10 protein-coding genes are annotated in these 16090 nt (G+C 65.1%); 1 reads left to right on the top strand and 9 read right to left on the bottom strand.

Annotated features, from left to right (window positions below; genetic code table 11):
* Positions 1-99: 99 nt before the first annotated feature.
* The 6 genes from J0I79_RS21185 to J0I79_RS21160 all read right to left on the bottom strand — a co-directional run bounded on the left by J0I79_RS21185 (position 100) and on the right by J0I79_RS21160 (position 10631).
* Entirely contained in the window at positions 100-1191 is a 1092-nt protein-coding gene (locus J0I79_RS21185) for a DNA topoisomerase IB (protein ID WP_292863423.1), read from the bottom strand.
* A gap of 104 nt (positions 1192-1295) precedes the next feature.
* Positions 1296-2234, bottom strand: coding sequence for a glycosyltransferase family A protein (locus tag J0I79_RS21180; RefSeq protein ID WP_292863420.1), 939 nt, complete (start codon positions 2232-2234; stop codon positions 1296-1298).
* A gap of 149 nt (positions 2235-2383) precedes the next feature.
* On the bottom strand, positions 2384-3268 hold the full coding sequence (locus J0I79_RS21175) for a transglutaminase family protein (protein ID WP_292863417.1): 885 nt from the start codon (positions 3266-3268) through the stop codon (positions 2384-2386).
* A gap of 9 nt (positions 3269-3277) precedes the next feature.
* Positions 3278-5689 (bottom strand): circularly permuted type 2 ATP-grasp protein, encoded by a 2412-nt coding sequence (locus J0I79_RS21170; protein ID WP_292863414.1) that lies wholly within the window; start codon positions 5687-5689, stop codon positions 3278-3280.
* A 6-nt stretch (positions 5690-5695) separates the two neighbouring features.
* Positions 5696-9055, bottom strand: coding sequence for a transglutaminase family protein (locus J0I79_RS21165; RefSeq protein WP_292863411.1), 3360 nt, complete (start codon positions 9053-9055; stop codon positions 5696-5698).
* Between the two features lie 379 nt (positions 9056-9434).
* Complete coding sequence (locus tag J0I79_RS21160; protein WP_292863408.1) at positions 9435-10631, bottom strand: acyl-CoA dehydrogenase; 1197 nt, start codon at positions 10629-10631, stop codon at positions 9435-9437.
* Positions 10632-10734: 103 nt separating this feature from the next.
* Here J0I79_RS21160 and J0I79_RS21155 point away from each other — a divergent pair, with 103 nt between their 5' ends.
* Positions 10735-11646 carry a LysR family transcriptional regulator gene (locus J0I79_RS21155; RefSeq protein ID WP_292863405.1) on the top strand — a complete coding sequence of 304 codons (912 nt, stop codon included), beginning with the start codon at positions 10735-10737 and terminating at the stop codon, positions 11644-11646.
* On the opposite strand, the gene J0I79_RS21150 is transcribed toward J0I79_RS21155, so the two are convergent.
* The 3 genes from J0I79_RS21150 to J0I79_RS21140 all read right to left on the bottom strand — a co-directional run.
* Positions 11647-13971, bottom strand: a complete 2325-nt coding sequence (locus J0I79_RS21150; protein ID WP_292863402.1) for a Tex family protein — start codon at positions 13969-13971, stop codon at positions 11647-11649.
* A gap of 129 nt (positions 13972-14100) precedes the next feature.
* Positions 14101-15282, bottom strand: coding sequence for a serine hydrolase (locus J0I79_RS21145; protein ID WP_292863400.1), 1182 nt, complete (start codon positions 15280-15282; stop codon positions 14101-14103).
* 35 nt (positions 15283-15317) lie between these two features.
* The coding region (locus J0I79_RS21140; RefSeq protein ID WP_292863397.1) for a serine hydrolase at positions 15318-16090 on the bottom strand (773 nt) is incomplete at its 5' end.

The raw sequence follows: 16090 nt of genomic DNA, 5'->3' as shown, positions 1-16090 counted from the left end.
AAAGTGTGAAACGGTTTTCCGTCCGGAATTGCGTAAAAACAAAGAGTTAGAGCGGTTCGGCGATTCTATCAAACGCTGAACCGCTCTCGTCGCCGCAAGTCAGCTTTCGTGCCTCTTCAACCATCGCAGGACCAGCGCTTCCTCCGCGTCCAGCCCTTCGACGGGCCGCTTGCGCTTGTTGGCCTCGGCCATTTCGGCGAGCAGCCGTCCCTGTGACCAGGCCTCGAGCACCAGCGGGTGGATATAGCATTTGCGGCAGACCGCGCGTGTGTTGCCCAGCCGCTCGGCGACCTGATCGATAACGTTGTTCATCACCCGTTTTTGCTGTGCCCGGCTTTCCGGCAGTTCGGTTTGCGCAAACAGCGAGGCGGCGTGGATGGTGCCGCCCCAGGTACGGAAATGCTTCGAACTGAAGGCATCCCCGACGGCATCCCGGATGTAGCCATTGACATCCTCGGAACGGATCGGGCGCCTCACGTCATCCTCGTCGAGATACTGGAACAGTTTCTGGCCCGGCAGGTCTTGCGCGCCTCGAACGATCCCGGCAATGCGCCGGTCGACCAGCTTCAGCCTCCATTCCTTGCCGGACTTGCCCTTGAAGGCAAAGCGTAGGCTGGCCCCCTTGATGTCGACATGGCGATCCCGCAACGTCGTCAAACCGAAACTCTTGTTGTCGCGCGCATAGGCGGCGTTGCCGACGCGGATCATCGTGTTGTCGAGCAGCCAGACGACAGCGGCGACGACGCGTTCGAACGGCAGGCCGTGGCGGCGCAGATCCCTGTCTATCGTGCCGCGCAGGTCCGGCAGGCTTTCGGCGAAAGCGACAAGGCTCGAATATTTGGCGCCATCCCGCTCCTCGGCCCATTGCGGATGATAGCGATATTGCTTGCGCCCCCGCTGGTCCCTTCCAGTCGCCTGGATATGACCGTCGGCATCGGGCGAAATCCAGACATCCGTCCAGGCCGGCGGGATGACGATCGCCTCGATGCGTGCCCTGACGGCGCCGGAAACCGCTTTGCCGTCGGGTCCCTTGTAGGAAAAACCCTTGCCCGCCCTCAGTCGGCGGATACCGGGCTCGGCATCGCTCACATAGGTCAGTCTGGCTTGCCTGGCCGCGATCCGCGCCCCGTTGCTCGGCATCGCGTCATCGGCGGACGATCGGTTGTACGATGCACCGGATTTCTGCAGCATGACGGCTCCGCGCGAATGTCGCTAGATAAGCCGCAGGACGGCCGCCGGTTCCATTGCCGGCGATGACGCGTCGCCGGTTTCGCCGGCGGATGACGGGACCGGGCCTACAGGGCGCTCTGCAGCTCAATCTGCGTCGACGAAAGCCGCCGCCGCACCGCGAGCTTGAGCCGGTAGCGCAGGCAGCGCCAGGCCTCCGAGCGGCGTTTCGGTGCCGCCGAGGCCACCGCCAGGAAGCGTGAGGCTGTGTCCAGGTCGCCGCGCGCATAATGGACCCGGGCAATCTTGAGGGCGACGAGCCCCTCCCTGATCTTGAGCGACGACATCGGGATGCCGCAATCGGTGAGCGTGTGCAGTTCCCGGCGCCACTCCAGGAACCGCCGCACCGGATTGATCGTAAAACGGTCGTCGGAGCGGGTGGGCGAAACCTCGTAGACCATGACGGGTTGTGGAATCATGGCCAGCGATGCCTTGCTCATCAGCCTCGCCCAGAACAGCGTGTCCTCGTCATAGGCAAGGCCCACCGGAAACCGCGTCTCGCCGATCAGGCGCCGGGACGCCAGCACGCTGCCCACCGCGACGGAACGTATGTCGCCTTTTACATAGGCCGAAGCATTTGCGAGGCACGAAGCCTGATAGCCGTTCGGCACCTTTATCTGCCGGTCCTGGCCACTCACCCGCCGCTGGTAGGCACCGACGATCATGTCGGCTTCGGGCCCGCTCTCCGCCTGCCGCAGCAGTGCTCGCAATCCACCGGGAAGGTGCAGGTCGTCGGCGTCGATCAGGTAGACCCAGGGATGGAGTGCCTGCGTCAGTGCGACATTGCGGGCACCGCCGGCATCATGGCATTCGGCCGGCAATATCCGCAGCGGCAGGGACAGTTGCGACGCCGCCTTCAGTGCCACGGCCACGGTATCGTCCGTCGACGCATCGTCGATCAGCAGGATCTCGCCAATGACTTCGGCCTCACTTGCAAGCGATGCGAGTGTGGTCGCGACTGTCGCCGCGGCATTGTAGGCTGGAATGACGACGCTGACCGCTTTCAATTACAAAACCCCGCGCCAACGTGCTTTGGCACTACAATGATTGTCCCCTCAAAACGGATACAGATTAGCGACCGCTTCGATGTTTGAGAAGTCGCCTTCGTCCACTCAGAATTGCATTAGCGGTGCGCCTCGCGCGTTTTGGGCCGCGCTCATGCCTTTTCGAGCGCGACCGGAATGACGTCGACGGCCTGTTCGCCGACCTGCCCGCCCGTGGTCTTCAGCACGCCGACGATCGGCGCCACGTCGGAATAGTCGCGGCCGAAGCCTGCGGTGATGTGGTCGTTGCTGGCCCGCATGCCGTTGGTCGGGTCGAATTCCTGCCAGCCGGCATCGCGCCCGCACCAGACCTTGACCCAGGCATGCATTGCGTCGGCGCCCTCCAGCCGGGGCTTGCCCTTTGGTGGGATGGTGCGCAGGAAGCCGCTGACATAGCCCGCCGGAATGCCAAGTCCGCGCAGCCCGGCGATCATGATGTGCGAAAAATCCTGGCACACGCCGCGTTTCAGCTTGAAGGCATCGCTCGCCCGGGTCCGCACCGTGGTCGCCTCGCCATCATAGGTGAAGTCACGGTGGATGCGGTTGCACAGGCTCATGGCGGTTCCGGCGGCTGAATTCGCAATGCTGTCCCGCGCATAGCCGGTGATCGCGGTGTCGACGCCCGCGTGGGCGCTGGCCGCCAGGAAATGGTGGGGCGAAGCTGGCGCCAGCGAGCGCACGGCCGCCAGTTCCTGCCTGAGCCGGCCGAGATCGGGCGAGACATCGAGGCCTGGCTCCGGCCGCGACACCGAAACGCGCGCGCTCATCCTGATATCGAGTGCGTCATGGGCATCGCGGAAGGCAATCGAGGTGACGTTGTTGCCGAAGAAATCAGAAAAATCGGAGCGTTCATTGGCCGCCGGCGCGAACGACAGCGACGCGGCGATGACGCGCTGCACGCCTGCGATGGTCGGCGGCAGCACGCGCACCTGATGGCGGCCACCACCGGCAGCCGCGGCGTAGTCATAGTGAAGGTGAAGCCTGATGTCGTACAGCATGCCGTGGTGTTATCCGAAATAGGCCTTGGCAAGGCTGTTGTAGAGGCCGCCGATCTCGCCGGCGAGATCGTTCAGCGCGGCAACCGTCATGTCCGCCGGCTCCTTGATGGCGATCGCGGTGTTGAGCTGCAGGATCTCCTTCGCCGCCGGCGACATATGGCCTTCGCCGCCGACCGGGGGCAACAGACCGATCTCGGCCTTCAGCCTCTCCAACTGGAACAGGACGGAGCGCGGATTGAGAGGATCCAGCGCCAAAAGGTCGATCACCGTGCGACGCCCGGCCTGTACCGGATACTGCCGTCGGTGGGTCATCACGCTGTCGCCGATTTCCAGCATCATGTCGAGCGCGCCGTCCGGTGCCTTGGCGCTGGTCAGCCGGGCAAGTGTGCGCGCGATCTGGATGCCGCGCTCCAGCCGCCGGCCGATCTCGAGGAAGCGCCAGCCGGCGAAGCGATACATGTTCTCGTGCAGCAGCCCGGAAAACCCGGCGAGCTTGCGCAGGATCACGGTCATTGCCCGGGTCGCGTCGTCGCCCGGCGCCACCGTGGTGGCGAACTGATGGATGGTCTTAGAGAGGTCCTTGAGCGCCAGCCAGCCGTCCGGTGAGAAACGGTCGCGGATCTGTCCGGCGCTGTAGACCGCGCTGTCCAGCGTGCCGATCAACCCCGAAGGGATCGCCGTCTCGACATCGATGCCGAAGGGTTCCAGATAATCCCTGATATCGGCCAGCAGCGGCATGTCGGGGTCCGACGTTTCGGCAAGCCGCACATGATAGGCGCGCAGGATCCGCACCGTATCTTCCGAGCGCTCGATATAGCGGCCGAGCCAGGTCAGGTTTTCCGCGGCCCGGCTGGGCAGGCTGCCCGGCCTGGTGCGGCTGAAGCTGTCTCCCTCCTGCGGCAGCAGCGTTTCGCGCTCCACCGGTCGGTCGCTGACCACCCACACGTCAGCCGCCTGGCCGCCGCGCTGCATGGCGATCGCCGTCGGGTCGAGCGACAGGCCGACGCGGGCAAAGCCGCCCGGCATCACCGTCCAGCCATCGGGCGTGCGCGCCAGATAGACACGCAGGCTGGCCGGGCGGGGCTCCAGCCAGCCGCCAACGAAAACCGGCGTGGTGGAAAGCGTCACCGCCTCCTGGCCGACAAAGGCGCCACCATCGCGTTCGATGCGCGCAACCAGTTCCGCCCGCTCGCCTGCCGACAGAGCCGAGCCGAGCACCGTCTGGCCGTCATCCTCGAAGGCGAGCCGTGTCGACAGCGCCGGACCGACAACCATGCGGTCGATATTGGCAAGCACATGGGCGCGTTCCGTCTCCTGTCCGCACCACCAGGTCGCGACGCTGGGCAGTTCGAGTTCCTCGCCCCACAATTCGCGCGCGATCCTGGGCAGGAAGGCAAGCAGCGCGCGTGTTTCCATCAGGCCCGAGCCAAGTGCGTTGACGGTCCCGACCGCGCCGTGACGGATGGCCTCGACCAGCCCGGGCGTGCCGATCTGCGAGTCCGGGCGCAGTTCGAGCGGATCGGCGAAGGCGGCATCGAGGCGCCGCCACAACACGCTGATCGGCATCAGGCCGGACACGGTGCGCACCATCAGCCTGCCGCCGGAAACGGTCAGATCCTCGCCTTCGAGCAGCATGATGCCGAGGTAGCGGGCGATATAGGCATGTTCGTAATAGGTTTCGTTGAGCGGTCCGGGCGTCAGGATGGCGACGCGGCCGTCGTTTTCCCTGGCCATGCCGATCAGCGCGTCGCGGAAGCGGCGGAAAAAGCCGGCCAGCCGGTGCACATGCATCTCGCCATAGATGTCGGACAGCGCGCGCGTCGTGGCGACACGGTTTTCCAGCGCGAAGCCGGCGCCCGAAGGCGCCTGCGTCCGGTCGCCAAGCACCCACCACTGGCCGTCGGGCCCGCGGCCGAGCTCGAAAGCGCAAAAATGCAGGAAATGACCGCTGGCCGGCCTGGTGCCGATCACGGGCCGCAGATATTCAGGGCTTGCCGCGATCAATCCCGCCGGCAGAATACCCTTTTCGATCAGCCTGTTGGGTCCATGGATATCGGCGATGATCTGCTCGAACAGTTCAGCGCGCTGTACAAGGCCGGCGCTGATCGCGGCCCATTCGGCATCCTCGATGAGCAGCGGCACATGCGCGAGGGGCCATTCGCGCTCGTTGGCGCCGGCCTTGTCGTAGACGCGGTAGTAGACGCCGGCGTCGCGCAGATACTGGTCGGCACGGGCAAAACGCTGGCCGAGCTTCTCGGCGCCGAGATCGTCGAGCGCCTCGATGAAACGCTTCCAGACGGGGCGCGGATTACCCGATGCGTCGACCATCTCGTCGACGACGCCGTCGATCGGCTGGTAGTGCTCCAGCAGGCTGTGGCGCTGCGGCTTGCCGCGTACCCTTTTATGATTCCCCTTTACCATGGCCGATCACAGTCTTGGCGGGCGCCGAAGGTCAAGGGTCATCGGGAAATCTTCCGCCGGCTGTTCCTCGCGCAACACATAGCCGGATGGCGTATGGCCGCGCGGTTCGAAGCGGGCAAGGCGCCGTGCCTCTGCCTCGTTGCCGTTGACCGGGAACGTGTCGTAATTACGCCCGCCGGGATGCGCGACATGGTAGACGCAGCCGCCGACCGCCCGGCCCGACCAGCGGTCGTAGATGTCGAACACCAGCGGCGTGTTGACCGGCAGCGCCGGATGCAGGCCTGAGGCCGGCTGCCAGGCCTTGAAGCGGACGCCCGCCACCGCGACCTCCCTGTTGTCGGTCACCTTCATCGGCACGATGCGGCCGTTGCAGACAATGGCATGGCGCTCCGGATTGAGGCCCTCGGTCCTGACCTGCAGCCGCTCGACCGAGGAATCGACGAAGCGCACGGTGCCGCCGATCGCCCCCTGCTCGCCCATGACATGCCATGGCTCCAGGGCTTGCCGCAGTTCCAGCTTGATGCCGGCATGCTGGACTTCCCCGCAGAAGGGGAACCGGAATTCGAGTTGCGCGTCGAACCATTCGGGCCGGAATTCGAAGCCGTTGAGCTTGAGGTCGTCGAGCACATCGAGGAAATCGGCCCAGACATAATGCGGTAGCATAAAGCGGTCATGCAGCGACGTGCCCCAGCGCACGAAGCGGCCGTCGAGCGGGTTTTTCCAGGCGCGGGCGATGACGGCGCGGACCAGCAACTGCTGCGCCAGGCTCATGCGCGCATTGGGCGGCATCTCGAAACCGCGGAACTCGACCAGGCCGAGCCGGCCTGTCGGACCATCCGGGGAAAACAGCTTGTCGATGCAGATTTCGGAGCGGTGCGTATTCCCGGTGACGTCGGTCAAAAGATTGCGGAACAGCCGGTCGACCAGCCATGGCAGCGGCGCCGTCCCCTGGTCGGGATGCGGCACCTGCGCCATCGCGATTTCGAGCTCGTAGAGCGAATCGTGCCGCGCCTCGTCGAAGCGCGGCGCCTGGCTGGTCGGGCCGATGAACAGGCCCGAGAACAGATAGGACAGCGAAGGATGGCGCTGCCATTGCAGCACCAGGCTCTTCAACAGGTCCGGCCGGCGAAGAAACGGGCTGTCATTGGGGGTCGCGCCGCCGACGACGACATGGTTGCCGCCGCCGGTGCCGGTATGGCGCCCGTCGATCATGAACTTGTCGGCTCCGAGCCGCGTCAGCCGCGCTTCCTCGTAGATCGCGGTGGTCGTCGCCACGCAATCCTGCCAATTCGACGCCGGATGGATGTTGACCTCGATGACGCCGGGATCGGGCGCCACCCGGATGACGTTGAGGCGCGAATCGTGCGGCGGTCCATAGCCCTCGATATGCACGGGAAGACCGATCGACTTCGCGGCGTTCTCGGCGGCCGCGACAAGTTCGAGATAGTCTTCCAGCGCTTCGACCGGCGGCATGAATACACACAGCCTTCCGTCGCGCGGCTCGACCGAAAGCGCCGTGCGCACCGCGCCGCCGATTTCGGTGATCTCCTGTTCCACCCTGTCCTGCTGCGCGGTGGCTGCCGTGAACGAGGCCGCCTGCTGGCGGTGCGCCACTTCGTCGGCACCATCCGGTCCAATCGCGGCTGCTGTCGGCAAAATCGCCTCGCGCGCCGGCAAGGGGCCGCGCGGCAGCGATGGGTCGACCGGAACTATGTAAGGAAACTGCGCCGGCGCGACATAGGGCAACGTTCCCAGCGGCAGGCGATAGCCGACCGGCGAATCACCGGGCACCAGGAACAGCCGGCCGCGCCGCGTCTTCCACTTTTCCGAGCGCCAGCGCGGACCTGACGCCTGGCTGTTCCAGCGCTGGACGGGGAGCACATAGCCGGATGGCCTCGTCAGCCCGCGCTCGAACACGCGCGCCATGCGGCTGCGTTCCTCGGGGTCCTCCAGTTTGGAATTGGATGGATCGACATTGTCGGGCAGCTTGCCTTCCTTGAGCAGCCACTCGGCCGGATCCTCATAGGCTTCGCTGACCATGGACGTCTCGATGCCAAGCTCGCCGGCAATGGCGGTGAGCAGCTTTTCGGCTTGCTGCGGGCCGATATCGGACGAACTCTTTTCGCGCGCGATCAGTGACGGATCGCTCCACACCGGCTGGCAGTCGGTGCGCCAGTAGAGTGAAAAGGTCCAGCGCGGAAGGCTTTCGCCGGGATACCATTTGCCCTGACCATAGTGGAGGAAGCCGCCCGGCGCGAAGCGCTGGCGCAGCCGCCGGATCAACGCGTCGGCCTTTTCACGCTTGGTGGGCCCCACGGCGGCGGTGTTCCATTCCGCGGACTCGAAATCGTCGATCGACACGAAGGTCGGTTCCCCGCCCATGGTCAACCGTACGTCGCCTTCCGTCAGAGCCGCATCGACCCTGTTGCCGAGCGCATCGAGCGCCTGCCAGCTCTCGTCGGAGAACGGCCTGGTGATGCGTGGATGTTCGGCAATGCGCTCAACCCGCATGTCGAAACCGAAATCGACATTGGCGAAACTTGCCATGCCGGAAATGGGGGCCGCGTTGCGGAAATGCGGCGTGGCGGCGAGCGGCACATGGCTCTCGCCGGTGAGCAGACCGGAAGTCGGATCGAAACCGATCCAGCCGGCGCCGGGAAGATAGACCTCGCACCAGGCGTGCAGGTCGGTGAAATCGACCGAAGTCCCGGCCGGACCGTCGAGCGAAACCAGATCAGGCTTGAGCTGGATCAGATAACCCGAAACGAAGCGGGCGGCGATGCCGAGATTGCGCAGGATCTGCACCAGCAGCCAGCTCGAATCCCGGCACGATCCTTTGCCGGCGGAAAGCGTTTCCTCCGGCGAGAACACGCCGGTCTCCATGCGCACGATATAGGCGATCTCGCGCTGCAGCCGGGCATTGAGATCGACGAGAAAATTGACGGTGTTTTTGGGACTGCGGTCGATGGTTCTGAGGAAAGCCGAGAGCAACGGTCCGGCGGGTTCCGGTGTGCGATAGATGGCAAGGTCGTCGCGGATCTCTTCCGGATAATCGAATGGGAAATTCTCCGCCCTTTCCTCGACGAAGAAATCGAACGGATTGTAGACCGTCATGTCGGCGACGAGATCGACCTCGATCTTCAGTTCGCTCACCGGCTCAGGAAAGACGAACCGGGCGAGAAAATTGCCGTAGGGATCCTGCTGCAGATTGACGAAATGGTTGGCCGGCTCGACCTTGAGCGAATGGCTGAGCACCTTGGTGCGGGAATGCGGCGCTGGCTGCAGCCTGATGACCTGAGGGCCGAGAACCACCGGCCGGTCGTATTTGTAGTGGGTCAGGTGATAGACGGCTGCCAGAATTGCCATAGGGCCCCGGGGATCGGCGTTTCGACAGCCGAACCCTGACACAAGTTCCGGGCATTCTCCAAGCAGAGATGTTGCGGTGCACCTAATTTAAGCAGCCAAGGACTGTGTAGCAGCGTCAGGCGACTGGTCATTTGCCGCCCAGCGTCGACCGGCGGCACGGCGCATCCAATGACTTCGTCATCCTAGGGCGAAGCAGGAGCGAAGCTCCGTCGCGAAGACCCTAGGATCCATGCCGCGACCTATGTTGAAAGGTGCAGCGGCGCAGAATTCTGAACCGTTACAACACTTTAACGTCACGGCATGGATCCTAGGGTCTGCGCCGCGTCGCTTCGCTCCTTGCTTCGCCCTAGGATGACGAAGACGAGGAGGCTTTGCCGCCTCAAAAGAACGCCTGCAGCCCCGTCTGCGCCCGCCCCAGGATCAGCGCGTGCACGTCATGCGTGCCCTCATAGGTGTTGACTGTCTCCAGGTTCTGCGCGTGTCGCATGACGTGGTAGCCGATCTGGATGCCGTTGCCGCCATGCATGTCGCGGGCCTGGCGGGCGATGTCGAGCGCCTTGCCGCAATTGTTGCGCTTGACGATCGAGATCATTTCCGGCGCCATCTTGCCTTCGTCGAGCAGGCGCCCGACGCGCAGCGAGGCCTGCAGGCCGAGCGCGATCTCGCTCTGCATGTCGGCGAGCTTCTTCTGGAAAAGCTGCGTTCCGGACAGCGGCTTGCCGAACTGCTTGCGGTCCAGCCCGTACTGGCGGGCTCGGTGCCAGCAATCCTCCGCCGCGCCCATCGAGCCCCAGGAAATGCCGAAACGGGCCCGGTTGAGGCAGCCGAACGGACCTTTCAGCCCCGAGACATTGGGCAGCAGCGCGTCTTCGCCGACCTCGACGCCTTCCATCACCACCTCGCCGGTGATCGACGCGCGGAGGCTGAGTTTCCCTCCGATCTTCGGCGCCGAAAGTCCCTTCATGCCCTTCTCCAGCACGAAGCCGCGAATCTCGTCCTTGCCGTTCTCGCCCTTCAGCTTCGCCCAGACGACGAACACGTCGGCGACCGGAGCGTTGGAAATCCACATCTTGGAGCCGGTGAGCCTGTAGCCACCGGCGGTCTTTTCAGCGCGCGTCTTCATGCCGCCCGGGTCGGAGCCCGCGTCCGGCTCGGTCAGGCCGAAACAGCCGATCCATTCGCCGCTGGCGAGCTTGGGCAGATATTTGCGGCGCTGCGCGTCCGAGCCGTAAGCGTAGATCGGATACATCACCAGCGACGACTGCACCGACATCATCGAGCGGTAGCCGCTGTCGACGCGCTCGACTTCCCGCGCCACCAGCCCGTAAGTCACATAGTTGGCGCCGAGCCCGCCGAATTCCTCGGGGATGTTGATGCCGAGCAGGCCGGCATCGCCCATCTCGCGGAAGATCGCGGTGTCGAAGGTCTCGTTGAGATAAGCCTCCTCGATGCGCGGCGCGAGCTTGTCGGCCGCGAAAGCCGCCGCGCCGTCGCGCACCATGCGCTCTTCTTCCGAAAGCTGGTCCTCGATCAGGAACGGGTCTTCCCAGACGAATGCATTCTTGTCGGCGGCCATGGCTTTTCGATCCTTGCAACGGGTGAAGCCCGGCTTATCGGCCCGTGGCGTCGAAAAATCAAACGAAATTGCCTCACCGATCAATGAGCGTTAGGAATGGATCATGAGTGTCCAGCGCCGCCTGCTTCCCAATATCAGCGCCCTCGCCGCCTTCGAGGCCGTGGCCCGACTTGGCTCCTTTACCGCCGCCGCCCAGGAGCTTGACCTGACCCAAGGCGCGGTCAGCCGCCAGATCAGGCTTTTGGAGGATCAGTTCGGCCGCCGGCTGTTCGAGCGCGACAGCCGCAATGTCCGGCTGTCGACGGCCGGCGAAATCTATGCCGAAGCGGTGCGATCGGCCCTCGGCCAGTTGCGCGACGCCGCCTTGGGATTGATGACCAATCGGCATGGCGGGATACTCAACCTCGCCATCTTGCCGACCTTCGGCACGCGCTGGCTGATGCCTTTGATCCCGGATTTCGTCGAGAACAATCCCGACATCACCATCAACTTCGTCACCCGCGTCGGCCGTTTCGACTTCGCGCGGGAGAGGCTGGATGCCGCGATCCACTATGGTCTGCCGGACTGGCCGGAAGCCGACTCCACGCTTCTGGTGCGTGAAACCGTGGCCCCGGTCGTGTCGCCCGAATTCCTCGCCGGCCGCGCCATCACCTCAGCTGGCGACATCGGTCGCCTGCCGCTGCTGCACATGGCGACGCGCCCGGGGGCGTGGACAGAATGGTTCGAACATCAGGGCTTGAGCGCGCCGACCGGACCCGGCATGCAGTTCGAGCAGTTCGGCACCGCGGCGCAGGCCTGCATGGCGGGGCTCGGCGTCGCATTGCTGCCGCTGCTGCTCATCGCCGGCGAGTTGCAGCGCGGCCAGCTGGTGCCCGCGCCGGGCGAACCGATGCAGAGCCGCAGCGCCTACTACCTCGTCGTCCCGCACGATAAGCGCGGCTATCCGCCGGTCGCGAGTTTTCGCGACTGGCTGCTGAGCCAGCTCGACAGGGAGCCCGCGGTTCTGGCCTGGTAGCTACTTCCGCTTCATCGCCTCGGCCAACGCGGCGCCGAACGCGCCCTGCGATGGTTTTTCCGATTGGCGCTGCGGCGGCGCCGGCGAGCGAGGCGCCGGCCTGCCGCCGCCATTGTCGCGCGGACCTCCTCTGGGCGCGCCGCCCTCGCCGCTATCCTTGCGCATGGAAAGGCCGATGCGCTTGCGCTTGATGTCGACATCGACAACGCGCACCTTTACCACGTCGCCGGCCTTCACCACCTCGTGCGCGTCCTTGATGAACCGGTCCGCGAGCTGCGAGACATGCACGAGCCCGTCCTGATGCACGCCGATGTCGACGAAGGCGCCGAAGGCGGCGACATTGGTCACCGTGCCCTCCAGCAGCATGCCGGGCTTCAGATCCTTGATGTCGTCCACGCCGTCGGCGAAGGTCGCGGTCTTGAAACCCGGGCGAGGATCACGGCCGGGCTTTTCCAGCTCCGCCAATATGTCGCGCACCGTCGGCAGACCGAAGCGCTCATCGACGAAAACGCGCGGATCGAGCGCCTTGAGCGCGGCGCTGTCGCCCATCAGCGAGCGCACGTCGCGCCCGCAGGCGGCGACGATCTTCTTGGCCACGCCATAGGCTTCCGGATGCACCGACGAGGCGTCGAGCGGTTCGCTGCCATTGGCGATACGCAGGAACCCGGCGCATTGCTCGAACGCACGCGGCCCGAGGCGGGAGACCTTGAGCAGATCCTTGCGGCTGGCAAACGGCCCCGTCGCGTCGCGATGCGCGACGATGGCATCCGCCAGCGAGGCGCCAAGACCCGAGACCCGCGCCAGCAGCGGCGCCGAGGCGGTGTTGAGGTCGACACCGACAGCGTTGACCGCGTCCTCGACCACCGCTTCCAGCGAGCGGCCGAGGCGGTACTGGTCGACATCGTGCTGGTACTGGCCGACGCCGATCGATTTGGGCTCGATCTTGACCAGTTCGGCGAGCGGATCCTGCAAACGCCGCGCGATAGACACCGCGCCGCGCAGCGACACGTCGAGGCCAGGGAATTCGGCCGCCGCCGTGGCGGACGCCGAATAGACCGAAGCGCCCGCCTCGCTGACGATGACCTTGAGCGGCTTGGGGCCGGCACCGGCCGGCATGTCCGACAGCATGTCGGCGACCAGCTTCTCGGTCTCGCGGCTGCCGGTGCCGTTGCCGATCGAAATCAGCTCGACCTTGTGCTGGCGGATCAGCGCGGCAAGCTCCGCCTGCGTTCCCCGTACATCGTTTCTCGGCGGGAACGGATAGACCGTTGTCGTCGCCACCAGCTTGCCGGTGCCGTCCACCACCGCCACCTTGACGCCGGTGCGGATGCCGGGGTCGAGCCCCATGGTCGGGCGCGAACCGGCGGGCGCGGCCAGCAGCAGATCCTTGAGGTTGCGGGCAAAGACATGGATCGCCTCTTCCTCGGCCCGCTCGCGCAGATCGCGCATCAGGTCGAGCGTCAGATGCAGGGACAGCTTGATGCGCCAGGTCCAGCCGGCAACCTCCATCAGCCAGCGATCGCCCGGCAGTGACGCGCCGATCGCATAGGCATTGGCGATCATCCGCTCGACCGGCTTGACCGGCGAGGCATCGTCGGCATCGACCTCGATATCGAGCGAGAGCACTTCCTCGTTACGGCCACGCAGCATGGCGAGCGCCCGATGGCTCGGCACGCCCGCCCAGCGCTCGACATGCTCGAAATAGTCGGAGAATTTCGCGCCGGCCTCCTGCTTGCCGTCGACCACCCTGGCACGCAGGAAGGCGCGTTCCTTCATGTAGGCGCGCAGCTTGCCAACCAGATCGGCATTTTCGGCGAACTGTTCCGACAGGATGTCGCGAGCGCCTTCAAGCGCGGCCTTGGCGTCGGCTACTTCTTCCTTGACATAGGCGAGTGCCAGTTCCGCGGGCACAAGCGAACGATCCGCCAGAATGGCGTCCGCCAGCGGCCCCAGCCCGCGCTCCCTGGCGATCTCGGCCTTGGTGCGGCGCTTCGGCTTGTAGGGCAGGTAGATGTCTTCCAGCTCGGCCTTGGTCGCGGCGGCGGCAATCTTGACCTCCAGCTCCTCGGTGAGTTTGCCCTGCTCGCGGATCGAGCCGAGGATGGTGTCCCGGCGGGCATCGAGCTCGCGCAGATAGGCGAGCCTCTCGGCAAGATCGCGCAACTGCGTGTCGTCCAGCCCGCCGGTCACTTCCTTGCGGTAGCGCGCAACGAACGGCACCGTCGCGCCCTCGTCGAGCAGTTCGATCGCCGCCGCCGCCTGTTCGGGCCTGGCCTTGATCTCCCCCGCGATGATGGCTGCGATGCGCTTGATGTCGGATGCCATATTGGTCCTACTCTTGTCGAAAGGAGCGGCGACCATAAGCGCACACAACCGTCCCGCCAACCGCGACGCTTTCAACCGTCGCGGCCGGTCCACAGGAAAGCACGAGGCGGCGAAGTTGCCCCGGCCGGGTCAGACTATCCGGCTCAGCGCTTCGAAGAAAGCGACGATCTCGATATCGAGCGGATCGTCCACCGGCTCCGGTTGCGACGACATCTTGGCGATGACGACTTCCGTCTTGGGATCGACATAAAGCCACTGGCCATGAATGCCAATGCCGCAATAGGCGCCGTTTGCGAAACCGGTCTGATACCATTTGTTACGGTAGCGGCCTTGCGGAAACAGCGGCACCATCGAGCCGCGCTGCCAGGCTTCGGAACTGCCTCCGGTGACCGCCGTATCGCGCACCCAGGCCTCCGGCACGACGCGGCGTCCATTGGCCGTGCCGCCTTGCCGCATCATTTCGCCGAGGCGCGCCAGGTCGCGTGGCGTCACCGAAATGCCGCCGGCGGTCCGCGCCGTGCCTTCCATGTCGACGCCGATGGAGGCCTCGCTCACGGCGCCCAGTGGCAGCCACAGCTTCTCGCGCATCAGGTCGGTGAAGCGCTGGCCCGACGCGCGCTCCAGCAACAGGCCGAGCAAGTCGGAATTGGGCGAGCGGTAGCGGAAGGTCTCGCCATGCGGCTCGGCTAGCCGCTGCAGGGTGAGAATGAATTCGCGCAGGCTTTCCGTGCCGCCGCCCGGGTTCCACAGCGTTGCGCGGCGATAGCGCGCGAAGGCGCTTTCCGGATCGAGATAGGCCTCCTCGAAATCGAGGCTGACGCTCATGTCGAGCACATGCCGGCAACTTGCGTCGCCATAGGCTGAACCCGCCGCCTCGGGAATGTAGTGCGTCACCGGCGCTTCCGGGTCGAAGGCGCCCTCGCCTTCGAGGATGCCGGCGATGACAGCCGTCACCGACTTGCTGATCGAGAAAATGATATGGCGGGCGCCGAAATCCATGTGCGGCGCGAACCAGTCGCCGATGACCTTGCCGCCTTTCATCACCGTCAGCGCGTCAGTGCTGGAGCGCGCGAGGAATTCGGCAACGGTTTCCGGCGCGCTGGCGATCGAGACCTTTTCCCCGAGCAGACCGTCGAAATCCCGCATGGGCGCTTCGATCGCATCCGGCGTCGCCAAAATCCGCGCGGTCGGCACCAATTCGCCGAGGTTCTGGAACGACCATCGGTTGAACGGATTTTCCCGCCAGTTGCTGAGCAGCACCTCGTTGCGGGGGAAGCCGTAGCGGCTCTCGAATGCGGTCTTGCCGGTCATGGCGTTTCCTTCCAGGTCGTTTCTTCTTGCACGGTTCAGCCCAGCGCGGCGGCGATGGCATGCACGGCCTTCAGCGTCGCCACGGAATAGGCGGTATTGCTGAAATCCGGCCAGGTCGAAAGCTTCACCACCACCATTCGCGTATTCCAGTCGATATGGATCATCTGTCCGAAAACGCCCCTGCACATCAGGGCGCGGGAGTCGGGATTCTCGATCCAGAACTGGTTGCGGTAACTGCCTTGCGGCATGCTGGCGGAGAAATCGGGACCATGCTTGCCGTTGCGCGTCGCCTCGATCCAGTCCGCCGGCACGATGCCGCGGCCATTGTCGAGGATCAGCTGACCGAAGCGGCCATAGTCGCGCAGCGTCGCGTTGAAGCCGCCATCGGCCAACGCATAGCCGGCGCTGTCGACCGTGAAGCAGGCGCTTTCCTCGGCGCCGAGCTTCTGCCAGAGTTCTTCGGAAACCAGTTGCGCCAGCCGCTTGCCCGTGACCCGCTCCATGATGAAGGCGAGCACGTCGGTCTCGATCGAGCGGTATTCGAACCTGGCGCCATGCGGACGAACGGTGTCCTTCAGCCCCAGGATCAGTTCGAACATGTGCGCGGGCCAGCGGAAATCCGGATCGCTGCCCGGCGGCACCGGCTTCCAGCCGGTCGCGACATCGACCTGGCCGATGTCCGAATAGCGGTCCGTATATTCCTCGGAGAAGCGCACGCCGGTCGTCATGTCCAGCACATGCTGGACACTGGCGCCGGCCCAGCCGGTGGCGGCGAGTTCCGGGAGATAATCTGTCACCAGCTGCGAAG

It is taken from the genome of Mesorhizobium sp. (assembly GCF_017306585.1).
GTDB lineage: Bacteria > Pseudomonadota > Alphaproteobacteria > Rhizobiales > Rhizobiaceae > Mesorhizobium.
The sequence above is the reverse complement of the archived record's forward strand: the minus strand, read 5'-3'. Positions and strand labels throughout refer to the sequence as shown.

Bases quoted from the DNA above. Each gene is read 5' to 3' on its own strand.
- J0I79_RS21185 (WP_292863423.1), bottom strand. From the start codon at position 1,191: ATGCTGCAGAAATCCGGTGCATCGTACAACCGATCGTCCGCCGATGAC.
- J0I79_RS21175 (WP_292863417.1), bottom strand. From the start codon at position 3,268: ATGCTGTACGACATCAGGCTTCACCTTCACTATGACTACGCCGCGGCT.
- J0I79_RS21170 (WP_292863414.1), bottom strand. From the start codon at position 5,689: ATGGTAAAGGGGAATCATAAAAGGGTACGCGGCAAGCCGCAGCGCCAC.
- J0I79_RS21165 (WP_292863411.1), bottom strand. From the start codon at position 9,055: ATGGCAATTCTGGCAGCCGTCTATCACCTGACCCACTACAAATACGAC.
- J0I79_RS21160 (WP_292863408.1), bottom strand. From the start codon at position 10,631: ATGGCCGCCGACAAGAATGCATTCGTCTGGGAAGACCCGTTCCTGATC.
- J0I79_RS21155 (WP_292863405.1), top strand. From the start codon at position 10,735: ATGAGTGTCCAGCGCCGCCTGCTTCCCAATATCAGCGCCCTCGCCGCC.
- J0I79_RS21150 (WP_292863402.1), bottom strand. From the start codon at position 13,971: ATGGCATCCGACATCAAGCGCATCGCAGCCATCATCGCGGGGGAGATC.
- J0I79_RS21145 (WP_292863400.1), bottom strand. From the start codon at position 15,282: ATGACCGGCAAGACCGCATTCGAGAGCCGCTACGGCTTCCCCCGCAAC.